We start from the raw sequence: 12,743 nt of genomic DNA, 5'->3' as shown, positions 1-12,743 counted from the left end.
CCAGGCCGGCCCCGGAACAAGCTGCCACCGGTGGAACCCACCCTCTGCCCGGCGGTTCTTGGGTCTCGGGAAATTCCTCGGCGGGGCACCATCGCTGGCACTGAAGTCACGCTGGAAAGCCCCTGGAGAAGTCGATGAGGCACGACGACACCGTGGGCTTCGAAGTGCTCCGCGCCCTGCGGCGGATCCTGCGGCGGGTCTCCCTCCACTCCCGCGAGCTCGCCCGCCACACGGGCCTCACCCTCCCCCAGTTGATCAGCCTCAAGGCCATTGCCGAGAGCGCCGACAAAGAAGTCACCATCGGCTCCATCAGCTCCCGCGTCTCGTTGTCGTCGGCGACGGTATCGAGGATCATCGACCGGCTGGTGTCGAAGGACCTGGTGGAGCGCTACCGTAGCGAGTCGGATCGCCGCAAGGTTTTGCTTCGGCTTACCGAGCATGGAGCCGAGCGGTACCACGCGCTGCCGGCGCCGCTGGATGAGCGGTTCCTCGAACGACTGAAGGACATCTCGGAGCGCGAGCGCCTCTCCCTGCTGGCGGCGCTGGACCGCATCGTCCAGCTGATGGACGCGGAAGCCGAGGATGCGGCACCGATCCTGGTCGAGGGCGTCGAGGTCGAGGACGAATAGCGACTCAGGGGGCGAGGCTCTGCCACCACTTCTCCACCCCCTGCAGGAGCATCTCCACCGCGATGCTGCCGATGAGCAGCGCCACTAGCCGGCCCACCACTTCGACATAGCGCTCCACCAGGTCTACCCGGCGGACGGAGACCCAGTCGTGAAGCACCTTGAATGCCAGCAGCGATCCGATGGCGGCGGTCATGGCCAGCACGATGGCCAGCGCCGCCGGCAGCATCGGCAGCCGCGCACCGACGAGGATGCTGGCGCTCACCGTGCCCGGTCCGATGAGAAAGGGCATGGCCACTGAGCCGGCGAGATGCTTGGCGTCCCCCCGAATCTCGGAGATGCTCTCCGGCCCGTGAAAGACGAAGCGCAGGGCGATGAGCAGAAAGACGACACCGCCGAAGATGAGAAAGGCGGCGAAGCGCACGTGGAGGACGTCGTTGAAAACACGATCCCCCATCCAGCTGAAGGCGATGAACACCGCGGTGGCGATGAGCGATCCCCGGATCAGGACGCTCTGAAAGGTCTTGCGATTGAGCCGCCGGATCAGGCCCAGCAGATAGATGCTCAACAGGAAGGGATTGACCAGGACGAAGAGCAATCCCGCCGCTTCGATCAGCTCGTTCCAGTTCATGCGAGTCTCGAAGCCTTTCTCAGCGCCCCGCCGCGACCGCTTCCGGAGCGCTGGCCAGGGAGTCCTTGGAGAAGGGAGCAACCTCCGGCACCAGTCCCTGGTCCACCGCCAGCTCGGCGAGGAGGATGGCGCCGCCGGCGGCGCCCCGCAGCGTATTGTGAGAGAGCGCCACCATCTGGTAGCCGCCCAGCGGGCACGGCCGCACACGGCCGACGGTGACCGCCATGCCGCCACCGCGGGAGCGATCCACCCGCGGCTGCGGGCGATCCTCCTTCTGAGTCACCACCACCGGAGTCTCCGGAGCGGTGGGTAGCCCACGCTCCTGAGGTTCGGCGCGGAATTCCCGGAGCGCCGCCTCCACCTCCTCCACGGAGGGGTCGCCATCGAGCTCTACCGAGATGCAGAGCAGATGGCCGTCGATCACCGGAACCCGATTGCATTGAGCGCTGACGGTGATCTCCGCAGGATGGATCTCCCCCGATTCCAGAGTGCCGAGGATTTTGCGCGGCTCGTTCTCCAGCTTATCTTCTTCGCCGGAGATATAGGGCACCACATTGTCCACAGCGTGCAGGCTCGAGACTCCCGGAAAACCGGCACCGGAGAGGGCCTGGAGCGTCACCACCCGCACCTGGCGAATACCGAAGGCGTCCTGTAGCGGCTTGAGCACGCAGACCAGGCCGATGGTGGAGCAATTGGGATTGGTGATGATCGCCCCCTCCCCGTGCTTCTGCTCCTCCACCAAGCCCAGATGCTCCGGATTGACCTCCGGCACCACCAACGGCACATCCGGATCCATGCGGTGGCTGCGGGCGTTGGAGACGACGAAATGGCCGGCGGCGGCAAGCTCCCGTTCCGCCTTGTCCGCCGCCGAGGCTTCGAGGGCGGAGAAGAGGATGCGGCACTCCGGTGCCGGCCCCAACAGCCGTACCTCCAGGTCCGCGACGGATTCCGGAATGTCCTGCTCCTGCATCCAGGTCGCGGCCTCACGATAGGGCTTGCCGGCGGAACGCTGGGAGCCGAAGAGGGCCACTGGCTCGAACCAGGGATGGTCCGCCAGCAGGGTGAGGAAGCGCTGCCCCACGGCGCCGGTGGCGCCCAAGACGCCCACCGGAATGCGCTCGCGGGCGCCGTCGGGAGGAGTATTGCTGTGCTCGTGGCTCTGGGTATTCATGATCTTCGTCCTTTCGGGATCGGCCCGCTGGAACCCCCGGCGCTCCATCGACTCTCGAGGCGAGAGTCCGGAGCCGGAGAGTTCCCAATCTTCATCGGCGCACCGAGATGGATATTCGTCTGTTGAAAAAGGCAGAGAAGGGGAAGAACGGCGGTAGCTCCAGCGAGCTACCCGGCCTCCAGCACCCGCTTGAGAAAGGTGCGGGTTCGAGGCTCTTCCGGGTCCTCGAGAATCTGCTGCGGCGGCCCGTCCTCGACGATTCGTCCGGAGTCGAGGAAGAGAATGCGGTCGGAGATCTCGCCGGCGAAGCCCATCTGATGGGTCACCACCAGGATGGTCATATCGCTGCGGGAGAGCTCCCGCACCACCTCCAGAACCTCCCCCACCACCTCCGGGTCGAGGGCCGAGGTGACCTCGTCGAAGAGCATCACCTTGGGATTCATCGCCAGGGCTCGGGCGATGGCCACCCGCTGTTTCTGGCCGCCGGAGAGCTGCGCCGGGTAGGCGTCGGCGCGGTCCTCCAAGCCCACCATGGCCAGCAGCTCCCGCCCCTGGGTCTCCGCCTCCCTGCGGCTCTTGCCCGCCACGTGAACGGGAGCCGCGGTGATGTTGCCCAGGGCGGTCATGTGGGGGAAGAGGTGGAAGTGCTGGAAGACCATGCCCACCTGAGAGCGCACCCGGCGCTGGTGGGCGTCGTCCGCCGGCACCTCGCGGCCGTTCTTCTCCATGGTGTAGAGGCTCTGGCCGTCGATGAGGATGCGCCCTTCGTCCACCGGCTCCAGGCCTTGGACGATGCGCAACACGGTGGACTTGCCGCTGCCGCTGGGGCCGATGAGGGAAACCCGTTCCCGCGGCTGCACCGTCAGGCTCAGGCCGGAGAGCACCTCCACCTCGCCAAAGCGCTTGGAGACATTCTGGATCTCGATGATGGGCTGAGCATCAACGTCCTTGGACCCGGGGGAGTCCTCGGCGCCGGAGGGAGTCGTGGAATCAGGCATGGCGTACCACCAGACGGTTCTCGACCCAGCCCACCAGCCGCGACGACAGAACGCTCACCAGCAGGAAGAGCATGGCGACGAGGGTCATGGGTTCGAGGTAACGGAATTGCTCGGCACCGATGACCCGGGCGGTCTGCAGTAGCTCCGCGACGGTGATGGCGGCGAGCATGGGAGAGTCTTTGAACATGGCGATGAGGTAGTTGCCCAGAGCCGGCACCACCGGCGGCAGAGCCTGGGGCAGAATCACCTTGCGCCAGGTCTGCCAGCGCGAGAAGCCCAACGACTTGGCAGCCTCCCACTGCCCGCGGGCAACGCCGTCGATGCCCGCGCGGTAGACCTCGGCAGTGTAGCTGCTGTAGTGCAGCCCCAAGGCCACGACGCCGGTGAGCAGCGGCGAGAAGGCCGGGCCGATCTTGGGCAGAGCGTAGAACAGGAAGTAGATCTGAATCAGCAGGGGCGTGCTGCGAATGAAATCCACCGCCAGATCCACCGGGCCGGCGACCCAGCGGTTCCCGCGCCGCAGGATGGTCCACAGCAGCCCCAGGGGCAGGGCGATGGCCATTCCCAGCACCGTCGCCAACACGGTCACCCCCAACGCTCGGAAGAGCGCCGGCAGGATTTCCCAGGCGAAGGCCCAGTCGAAGATGGTGGTATTCATACTCTAGAAGCTCGGAAACCGTTCAAGCGAGGGCGGCGTCGCGGCCGCGGGCCAGCCGGCGCTCCAGCCGCCCCATGCCCCAGGTGATGAGCCGCGCCAAGGCGTAGTACAGGATCAAGACCACGGCGTAGATCTCGAGGGTTCGCAAGGTGGCGTCGCGCAGCAGCTGCCCCTGGAAGGTCAGCTCGTGGACGGTGATCAGGGAGGCCAGGGCGCTGGCCTTGAGAAGCTCGATGAGGAGGTTGCCCGCGGGGGGCATCATGGCCACCGCCGCCTGAGGCACCACGATGCGCCAGCGGATCTGGCGCGGAGTAAAGCCCAGGGCCACCCCCGCCTCCCGCTGTCCCGGCGGCACTGCCTGGATCGCTCCACGCACCACCTCGGCGCCGTAGGAACCGATATTCAATCCCAGCACAACGATGCCCGCGGTGATGGCGTCGAGGCGAATGCCCACGAAGGGCAGGGCGAAATAGAACCAAAACAGCTGCACCAGCGCCGAGGTACCGCGGAAGACCTCCACATAACCGGTGGCGACGGCCCGTACCGCAGCTCGCTTCGACAGCCTCCCCAACCCCGCTGCCAGCGCGCACACTACCGCCAGGACAGCCCCGCCGAGGGTCAGCACTACCGTCGCCTGTACCCCGGCCAAAAGGCCCGGGAGCAGGTCCAGGGGAGGGGGAAGGGAATTCACTGGAGACTAGACTTTCTGCTTAGACTTCGTTCTTACTGCGGGATAACCAGTGAGGACGGCGATTCGGGTCGATTCTCGAAGCCAGCCTTGGGTGATCTCAGCTGGCGTTGTCCGGCTGGCACAGGGTCTCGGTGGTGGCGTCCCCCGGCAGCTCGCTAGCGCCGAAGCCGAAGGGTTCCACCAGCTGCCGATGCTCTTCGCTGCCCAGGAAGGCGGCGAGCTCACGATTGACCGCCGCCACCAGCTCCTGATCCGTGGACCGGAAGCCGAAGGCACCGCAGCCCTTCGCCGTCTCGCCGTCGATGACCGGCTGCTGGAAGGGCTCGGCGCGCTCCAGCTGCGGGCTGTTGCGCTTCGCCAACAAGTCCCCGACGGTGAGGCTGGTGCCGGCATAGGCGTCCACCCGCCCCGCCTCGACGCCGGCGATGGCGCTGGGGGCGTCGGGAAAGACCACGACGCGCTCGTCGGGCACGTTCAGATCCCGAGCGTAGCCCCGCTCCACCGTTCCCGCCACCACGCCGAGGGTCGCCGATTCATGGGCGGCGACATCGTTGTAGGAATGCAGGTCCAGGGGATTGCCCGCCGCCACCACGAAGGCCTCACCGATGCAGTAGGTGGGCTCGGAGAAGGCGATCTGCTGGCAGCGCGGCGGCGTGATGTACATGCCGGCGGCGATGAGGTCGAAGCGGCCGGCCTGGAGACCGGGGATCAACGAGCCGAAGTCCGTGAGCACGCCTTCCACCTGCTCCACCCCCAGGTTTCCGAACACCGCGCGAGCGACCTCCGGAGCCTCCCCCGTCACTCGGCCGCTGGCGGTGTCGACATAGGCGTAGGGAGCCTCGTTGGCATAGCCCACCTTCACCACCCCGGTGCGCTGGATGCGCTCCAGGGCACTCTCGTCAGTGGGTGCCGGCTGGCAGGCCAGCTGCCCCACCAGCAGGATGGCGAGACCGATGAGGGGGACCAACACCGCAGCTCCCAACACCCTCGGCCGCCGGCGGCTGCTCGCGGCTTTTTCAGTCTTCATGACGATTGGCGATGAAGTTGGGCCGGGGCGGCAGGCCGCAGAAGGGCGCTACCAGCTTGTTCTCGACGCTGTTGAAGACGGTGAAGCAATTGCTCCGGGGCAGGGGCGTGATGTTCGAGCTCGAACCGTGCATGGTGTTGCACTCGAAGAAGACCACGCTGCCGGCGGGTCCGGTGGCGCCCTCGATACCGCCGGCGTGCACCATCTTGGCCAGATTGTCGTTGTCCGGCACGCCGTATTCCTGCTGCTTCAGCGAGCTCTTGTAGTGCTCCTCCGGGGTCTCGCCGACGCAGGCCAGGAAGTGCTTGTGGGAGCCGGGGATGAGCATCAGCGGCCCATTGAAGGGGCTGTTGTCGGTGAGACTCACGGAGCAGCTGACGGCGCGCATGCGCGGCATACCGTCCTCTACGTGCCAGGTCTCGAAGTCCGAATGCCAGTAGAACTCCTTGCCGCAGAAGCCCGGCTTGTAATTGACCCGGCTCTGGTGGACGTAGACGTCGCTGCCCAGCAGCTGCCGGGCGATTTTCACTACCCGCGGATGCAGGCACAGGCCGCGGAGGATCTCGCTGCTCTCGTGAATGGCGAAGATGCTGCGCACCGCTTTGCTGCTGGGCTCGGTGATCGCCTCCGGCGAGGTCTTGACCTCGTCGCTGGCGCGCAGCCGGTCGAGCTCGTCGATGAACGGAGCCAGCTCGTCGGCGTTGAACATGCGCTCGAAGATCAGAAAGCCCTTCTGCTCATACTGGCGCATGTGCATGATACTTAAGGGGCCGTCGCTCTCGGCGCCCCATACTACGGGGTCTTTGCGCTCCAAGAGCGCCGGCCTGGTACTGACTCTCGATGGATAGAAATCGATGGTCGATTCAGTGGTTGTGGTGGCGGTCGACATGAAGTGGTGTTCCTCCTTCGTGGGAATGATGGATGTGACACCTCGAATGGGCGGGACGAACGGGCGGCGTGAGCCGCCCCGGTCTACAGAACCGTATCAGGCGAGGCAGCCGGCGTCAGGCGGCGCCTCCCCCACCCTGGAGCAGGGGGATAGGCACCGGCCTCGACGTGCACCTCGCAACCGGTGATGGGCGGTGTGAAGACGCAGATCCTACGCATCTGCGTCTTCAACCGCGGAATGTGCTCGTGGTGATCGAGCCCTCCTTACGCCGCGTGGGCCCGCGCCACCGCGTCGAGGCCGGAGGAAATGATGTCGAGACCGGTCTTCAGCTCCGCCTCCGGAGTGGTCAGCGCCGGCAACAGCTTCAAGACTTCGTCCGAGGGGCCGGCGGTCTCGATGATCAGACCGTTCTGGAAGCACTCCCGGGACAGCCGGACGGCGAGGTCGTCCACCAGCTCGACACCCTGAATCAGGCCTCGGCCGCGCACGTCCACCACCAAGTCCGGGTGGTTCTCGGCCATCTCCCGGAGCTGGGTCTCCACCAGCTTCGTCTTGGCCTCGGTCTGCGGGGTCAGGCCCTCGCCCTCCCACAGCTCGAGGGTGGCGGTGGCGGTGACGAAAGCCGGGTTGTGGCCGCGGAAGGTGCCGTTGTGCTCCCCCGGCTCCCAAATGTCGTGCTCCGGCTTCATCAAGACCACCGCCAGGGGCAGGCCATAGCCGCTCAGCGCCTTCGACAGGCACACGATGTCCGGCACGATGCCCGCCTTCTCGAAGCTGAAGAACGGGCCGGTGCGACCACAGCCGACCTGGATGTCGTCGACGATGAGCAGCACGCCGTGGCGCTTCAATAGAGCCGCCAGACGCTTCAGCCACTCATGACCGGCGACGTTGACGCCGCCCTCCGCCTGCACCGTCTCGATGATCACCGCCGCCGGCTTGTCAAAGCCGCTGGAAGAATCCTCCAGCGCGGTCTCCAGGAAGTCCAGGCTATCCACCTCGGACCCCAGGTAGCCATCGAAAGGCACCGGGGTGGCGTTGGCCAGCGGAATGCCGGCGCCGGCGCGCTTGGAGGCGTTGCCGGTAACCGCCAGCGAACCCAGGGTCATGCCGTGGAAGCCGTTGGTGAAGAAGAGCACGCGCTCCCGCCCGGTGACCTTGCGCGCCAGCTTGAGAGCCGACTCCACCGCGTTGGTACCCGTGGGCCCCGGGAACTGCACCTTGTAGGGCAGCTGGCGGGGCCCCAGGATGACCTCGTCCAGGCGCTCCAAGAAGCGCACCTTGGCTTCGGTGGCCATATCCAGGCTGTGGGTGACGCCGTCGCTCTCCAGATACTCCAGCAGGCGCTTCTTGAGCAGCGGATGATTGTGGCCGTAGCTGAGCACGCCGGCGCCAGAGAAGAAGTCGAGGTATTGCTTGCCGTCGACGTCGGTGAGATGAGAACCGCGGGCGGTAGAAAAAACGGTCGGGAAGCTCCGGCAGTAGCCGCGAACCTCCGATTCCATTCGCTGGATGGTCTGTAACATGAGTATCCTCGCTTTGCTTATCGGTAGGGTTGAAACTTGAGTAAAAAGGATCTTTGAATCGTGGAGCCCGGATAAACGTCGACCCCGGGCCGGCAAACCGACCTGGGGGATGTCCCGCGCTGGCCGTTCAGGCTCGGCCAGATCTGGAAAACTGGCTCAGGAGGCCAGTGCTTCGAAGGCCGAGCCCTCGATGGGACCGATGCGGAAAAGATCCTCCGCCTCATGGTCCTGGGGGAAGACCTCCTGGCCCATGAAGTCCTCGACCCGGCACTCGGTATCGAGCTCCCGGGCGAAGCTGCGGAAGAGCTTGCGGGACGGCTCGTTGTCCGGCGTCACCGTGGCCTCCAGATAGCGCACGCCGTCCTCGGCGGTGCGGGCCACCAGCTCTTCCAACAGCCGTCGGCCCAATCCTTGGCCGCGGGCTTCCGGCGCCACCGCCACCTGCCAGACGAAGACCGCCTCCGGATGGGTCGGCGGCCGATACGCCACCACGAAGCCGAGGGGCTCGCCCTCGTCGCTCTCCGCCAACAGGCAGGTGTCGGCAAAGTGGGTGGCCATCAGGACATAGGTGTACGCGCTGTTGAGCTCGAGGGTCCCGGCATCCCCTACGAGACGCCAGAGGTCCGAGCCGTCTTCCATCTGCGGGTGACGAAATCTCATGCGCTGGCGCCTCCTCCCAGCTGGCCGGCCGCGGTGGCCTCCAAGGCGGAGGTGATGAGCTTGCCATGCAGGGCGCGGGTGGTCTGCTCCACCAGCTCGCTCTCCAACAAATAGGTGAAAGAGTGGTCGGAAGCAACGTGACGACCATTGGTGGAACCCACCTGACGGCCGAGCTGCTCGAAGCTGCGCCGATGGTCCTCGGCGTTGCCCAGCCCCCAGCCGATGACGGAGACGGAGCCGAACCCCGTGTCCACCTCGACCCGCGAGCCGAACTCTTCGAAGAGGGTTTCCTGCAGGCCTTCGGCGTCGGCGACGCTCTCCGGCTTGACCAGCATCTCGTGGCGTTCGTTCACCGCACCGCCCAGATAGACATCCGGGCTGCCGCCGGCTTCGAGCACGGCCTTCTGCAGCTCCTCACAGGGCTCCATGGCCACCCGGATCAGCTCCCGGTGACAGGCCACGCCGCGAATCTCCAGCTCACTGCCGCGCTCCGCTTCGAGACCGGTGACGATGGTCCCGGGGGCGTTGCTGAACGTGGAGGCGGCGCGCAGCGGCACGCCCAGGTCGCGGGCGTATTTCACCGCGTCGGTCTTGAGCACGCTGGCGCCGTGGCGGGCGAGCTCGAGCATCTCCTCGTAATCGATGACTTCCAGGGGCTGAGCCTCTTCGACGATGCGCGGATCGGCGGTGAACACACCGTCCACGTCGCTGAAGATTTCGCACCGTTCGGCGTTGAGGGCCGCGGCCAGTGCGACGGCGGTGGTATCCGAGCCGCCCCGGCCGAGGGTCGTGGTCTCTCCCTCCGGCGATGAACCCTGGAATCCGGCCACCACCACCACCTTGCCCTGCTCCAACTCCTCAATGATGCGGGTCGGCTCGACCCGGTCGATCTCGGCGTTGAAGTGGCGATTGCAGGTGATGATGCCGCTCTGGGCCCCGGTGAGGGAGATGGCATCCTGCCCTAGCTCCTGAATGGTGAGGGTGAGCAGAGCCGTGGAAATGCGCTCTCCGGAAGACAGCAGCATGTCCAGCTCTCGGCGATCCGGGGACCTGGAAAGCCCCTGGGCCACCTGCAGCAACTCCTCGGTGGTGTCGCCCATGGCGGACACCACCACGACGATGCCGTATCCCGACTGGCGGGACCGGACGATGCGCCGGGCTACGTGCTGTAATTTATGTTGATCGGCGACGGAACTTCCGCCGTATTTTTGAACCTTGATCTTCATGGTCGTGTCTCCTTGTGAGACAGATCTCAAGAATAGTGTTTTGCTTTTTTCTTAAGAGGTTCCTAGCTTCTTGGAAGGCGGGGGATGCCTTCCTCTCGATGAAGAAGCTGTGAAATCATTGCGGCAGCAATGTGTGCTGCAGCAAGTATTATTGTAAGACCTGCCCCCAGGAATTGCAAGGACCAGGCTCAGATAACTTCAGATATTTGCGATAAGCCTCAAAAAACCCGCCCCCGAAGCCCCCACGGGGCCCCTTGAGGACGGGCTTGTCGGACGGGCCAGTGGCCCCGACCAGAGCCACCGGGACGCCTCTCGCCTGCGAACCTACTCAGGTCTCCTCCGAGACCTACTCAGGAACCAGCGACCTCGATCACTGAGCGGAACCGCACCTTGCCGCTCTTCATGTGCTCGATGGCCTCCGAGGCCTGGGCCAGCGGGAAGGTCTCGATCATCGGCCGAATGCCGTGCTGCTGAGCGAACTCCATCGTGTCGGTGGAGTCGATGGCGGTGCCCGAGGACCAACCCTGCACCCGGCGGTCAGCGGAGATGAGGTCGATGGCGGAGATGGTCAACGGCTCCCCCGCGGCCCCCACCACCATCACCACGCCCTCCATTCCCAGCCCCGGCACCAACGCCGAGATGGCCTCAGCATTGGGCGCCGTCGCCAACAACACCTTCGCTCCCCCCAGCTCCTGGAGCGCCTGCCCCAGATCGCCGGCCTCCGAATCCACGTAATGATCCGCCCCCAGCTCGTGAGCGAAGTCCTTCTTCTCCGCCCCGCGGGAGATGGCCACCACCCGGAAGCCCATGGCATGGGCGAACTGCACTCCCAGATGCCCGAGGCCTCCGAGACCCTGAACTCCCACCAAGTCCCCCGGGCGCGCCCCCGCGTTGCGCAGGGCGTTGAAGGTGGTCACGCCGGCACACAGCAACGGCCCGGCATCGGCAAAGGCCATCCCCTCCGGCACCCGTGCCAGCGCCACCGCCGGTGCCACCACGTACTCGGCGTAGCCGCCGTTCATGGAGAGGCCGGTGATCTGGGCGTTCTCGCAGTGGATGAATCTGCCCCGCAGGCAGGCGTCGCAGCTGCCGTCGTGCCCACCGTGCCAGCCCAGCCCCACGCGGTCGCCGCTCTGGAAGTGCGTTACCCCCTCCCCCACCGCATCCACCACGCCGGCCACCTCGTGGCCCGGAACGCGCGGAAATTGCAGCCCCGGCCACAGGTTCTCGGTGACGAAGAGATCGCTATGGCACACCCCACAAGCGTGCACCTTCACCCGCACCTCCCCACGCCCCGGCTCGGGCATCGGAAGATCCTGCATTTCCAGAGGCTCACCCGCTGCTGGTACGACCATGGCTTTCATCGTTGACTCCTCATGCTGCAATTCTCTGTAGGCTTCTTCGAGGGCGGAGACCAGACGCCCACGCGGAGCGCGCGCCGCCTTCATCACCCCATGCTAAAACACTATTCCCGCCGAGCTGCCGTGGGTCAAGGGCTGCGGAAGCCCCGTCACTTTCCTGAAATCTCGGCACCGATGAAACTTCAAGGCCACAAGCTCCATACTGATGGGCGATAGGAGCTGCCTTCAAAGCCGCACCAGCAGCTCCCCGCAACCGTCCTCCAACCACGATCCCACACCGCTTCAGCCCGCGGCCCGACCCACAATTCTCAAAGGACTCGTTCCCCATGCTCCAAGCCACCGCATCCCCTCACCGCTGGCTCCCCCGCTTCGCCGCCCTCGTCCCCTGTCTCTTCCTGGCCCTCCTCGCCGCCTGCTCACACCCCAAAGCCACCGCCGACCCAACTCCCAATCCCCAGCTCGCCTCTATCGTTCAGCAGGCGCACGCGTGGATCGAGGACCAGCGCCAAACCCACCGCCCCGAAGCCCGCCCCCTCACCAACGAGGAGCTCGAGCTCTACGGCCCCTACTTCCCCGAAGAAGTCCTCACCACCGCCCGCATCCGCACCGTCCCCCGCTTCGAGAATCCCCCCTTCCTCGCCGAGCTCCGCATCCCCGCCGCCAACACCCTCGACTTCCGCCAAGCCTCCGGCCTCGCCCTCATCGACACCATCCTGCTCAACGAATCCCGCTCCAGCGGCTTCTCCCCCCAATTCATCCTCTTCCACGAACTAGTCCACCTAACCCAATACCGCCATCTCGGCCCCGAGACCTTCCTCAAATCCTGGATCGGAGACCTGGTGGTGAATGGACGGAGTTATACCCAGATCCGGCTGGAGGCGCAGGCGTTCGAGCTGGCGAGGCGGTTTGCTGGGGGGCGGGGTGGGGTGTTTTCGGTGGAGGGGGAGGTGCTCATAGAGCAAGAGGCCCAAACCACCGCGCCAGAGCAAGTCGAGAAGAGGTCAAGCTTCCCAAGGCCCCAAGTCAGCCTCCTCGAGGCAAGTGTGGATCGACGAATAGAGCGATTGACACTAAACAACGATACTGCTATTTTTCCCATATTCCCTCTCACCATCAAAGCCGGAAGCATCCGACCGCTCGAATCAATCGCTAAATACTGATAACTAAGAATTATGCCTCAAAAACGCTATCTATTCCACCAGCCAGTAGTCTCCTGCGAAGAAGCAGCGCAAGCGAGAAACATCCCCTTGTCGAGAGAGTTGAAGTCTTTGGTGCTCCGCTC

Annotated in this window: 13 protein-coding genes and 1 pseudogene; 2 read left to right on the top strand and 12 right to left on the bottom strand. The window is 65.4% G+C overall.

Annotated features, from left to right (window positions below):
* Nucleotides 1–134 precede the first annotated feature (134 nt).
* Nucleotides 135–629 (top strand): MarR family transcriptional regulator, encoded by a 495-nt coding sequence (locus tag SX243_08555; protein MDY7093007.1) that lies wholly within the window; start codon nucleotides 135–137, stop codon nucleotides 627–629.
* Between the two features lie 4 nt (nucleotides 630–633).
* On the opposite strand, the gene SX243_08550 is transcribed toward SX243_08555, so the two are convergent.
* The 12 genes and pseudogenes from SX243_08550 to SX243_08495 form a co-directional block, all read right to left on the bottom strand.
* Entirely contained in the window at nucleotides 634–1,257 is a 624-nt protein-coding gene (locus SX243_08550; GenBank protein MDY7093006.1) for a MarC family protein, read from the bottom strand.
* A gap of 19 nt (nucleotides 1,258–1,276) precedes the next feature.
* A complete protein-coding gene (asd, locus tag SX243_08545; GenBank protein MDY7093005.1) occupies nucleotides 1,277–2,428 on the bottom strand; it encodes an aspartate-semialdehyde dehydrogenase in 1,152 nt (383 codons plus the stop codon).
* A gap of 167 nt (nucleotides 2,429–2,595) precedes the next feature.
* A complete protein-coding gene (gene ehuA / locus SX243_08540) occupies nucleotides 2,596–3,426 on the bottom strand; it encodes an ectoine/hydroxyectoine ABC transporter ATP-binding protein EhuA (protein MDY7093004.1) in 831 nt (276 codons plus the stop codon).
* Entirely contained in the window at nucleotides 3,419–4,084 is a 666-nt protein-coding gene (gene ehuD, locus SX243_08535) for an ectoine/hydroxyectoine ABC transporter permease subunit EhuD (protein ID MDY7093003.1), read from the bottom strand. The genes ehuA and ehuD overlap by 8 nt, the downstream gene beginning before the upstream one ends.
* A 22-nt stretch (nucleotides 4,085–4,106) precedes the next feature.
* Nucleotides 4,107–4,775 (bottom strand): ectoine/hydroxyectoine ABC transporter permease subunit EhuC, encoded by a 669-nt coding sequence (gene ehuC / locus SX243_08530; GenBank protein MDY7093002.1) that lies wholly within the window; start codon nucleotides 4,773–4,775, stop codon nucleotides 4,107–4,109.
* Between the two features lie 97 nt (nucleotides 4,776–4,872).
* Nucleotides 4,873–5,802, bottom strand: a complete 930-nt coding sequence (ehuB, locus tag SX243_08525; GenBank protein MDY7093001.1) for an ectoine/hydroxyectoine ABC transporter substrate-binding protein EhuB — start codon at nucleotides 5,800–5,802, stop codon at nucleotides 4,873–4,875.
* Nucleotides 5,792–6,691, bottom strand: a complete 900-nt coding sequence (gene thpD / locus SX243_08520; protein MDY7093000.1) for an ectoine hydroxylase — start codon at nucleotides 6,689–6,691, stop codon at nucleotides 5,792–5,794. The genes ehuB and thpD overlap by 11 nt, the downstream gene beginning before the upstream one ends.
* A gap of 83 nt (nucleotides 6,692–6,774) precedes the next feature.
* A pseudogene (locus tag SX243_08515) lies at nucleotides 6,775–6,945 on the bottom strand (ectoine synthase).
* Nucleotides 6,946–6,954: 9 nt separating this feature from the next.
* The gene (gene ectB, locus SX243_08510; protein MDY7092999.1) at nucleotides 6,955–8,214 is read right to left on the bottom strand and encodes a diaminobutyrate--2-oxoglutarate transaminase; all 1,260 of its coding nucleotides are present in this window, start codon (nucleotides 8,212–8,214) and stop codon (nucleotides 6,955–6,957) included.
* A gap of 156 nt (nucleotides 8,215–8,370) precedes the next feature.
* Nucleotides 8,371–8,874, bottom strand: coding sequence for a diaminobutyrate acetyltransferase (gene ectA, locus SX243_08505; protein MDY7092998.1), 504 nt, complete (start codon nucleotides 8,872–8,874; stop codon nucleotides 8,371–8,373).
* Nucleotides 8,871–10,100 (bottom strand): aspartate kinase, encoded by a 1,230-nt coding sequence (locus SX243_08500; protein ID MDY7092997.1) that lies wholly within the window; start codon nucleotides 10,098–10,100, stop codon nucleotides 8,871–8,873. Before SX243_08500 ends, ectA begins: the two co-directional genes overlap by 4 nt.
* Before the next feature lie 350 nt (nucleotides 10,101–10,450).
* Nucleotides 10,451–11,464, bottom strand: coding sequence for an alcohol dehydrogenase (locus tag SX243_08495; protein ID MDY7092996.1), 1,014 nt, complete (start codon nucleotides 11,462–11,464; stop codon nucleotides 10,451–10,453).
* Between the two features lie 323 nt (nucleotides 11,465–11,787).
* On the opposite strand from SX243_08495, the gene SX243_08490 reads away from it, so the two are divergent.
* Nucleotides 11,788–12,621, top strand: coding sequence for a hypothetical protein (locus SX243_08490; protein MDY7092995.1), 834 nt, complete (start codon nucleotides 11,788–11,790; stop codon nucleotides 12,619–12,621).
* Nucleotides 12,622–12,743 lie beyond the last annotated feature (122 nt).

This window comes from Acidobacteriota bacterium (genome assembly GCA_034211275.1).
Lineage (GTDB): Bacteria > Acidobacteriota > Thermoanaerobaculia > Multivoradales > JAHZIX01 > JAGQSE01.
The sequence above is the reverse complement of the archived record's forward strand: the minus strand, read 5'-3'. Positions and strand labels throughout refer to the sequence as shown.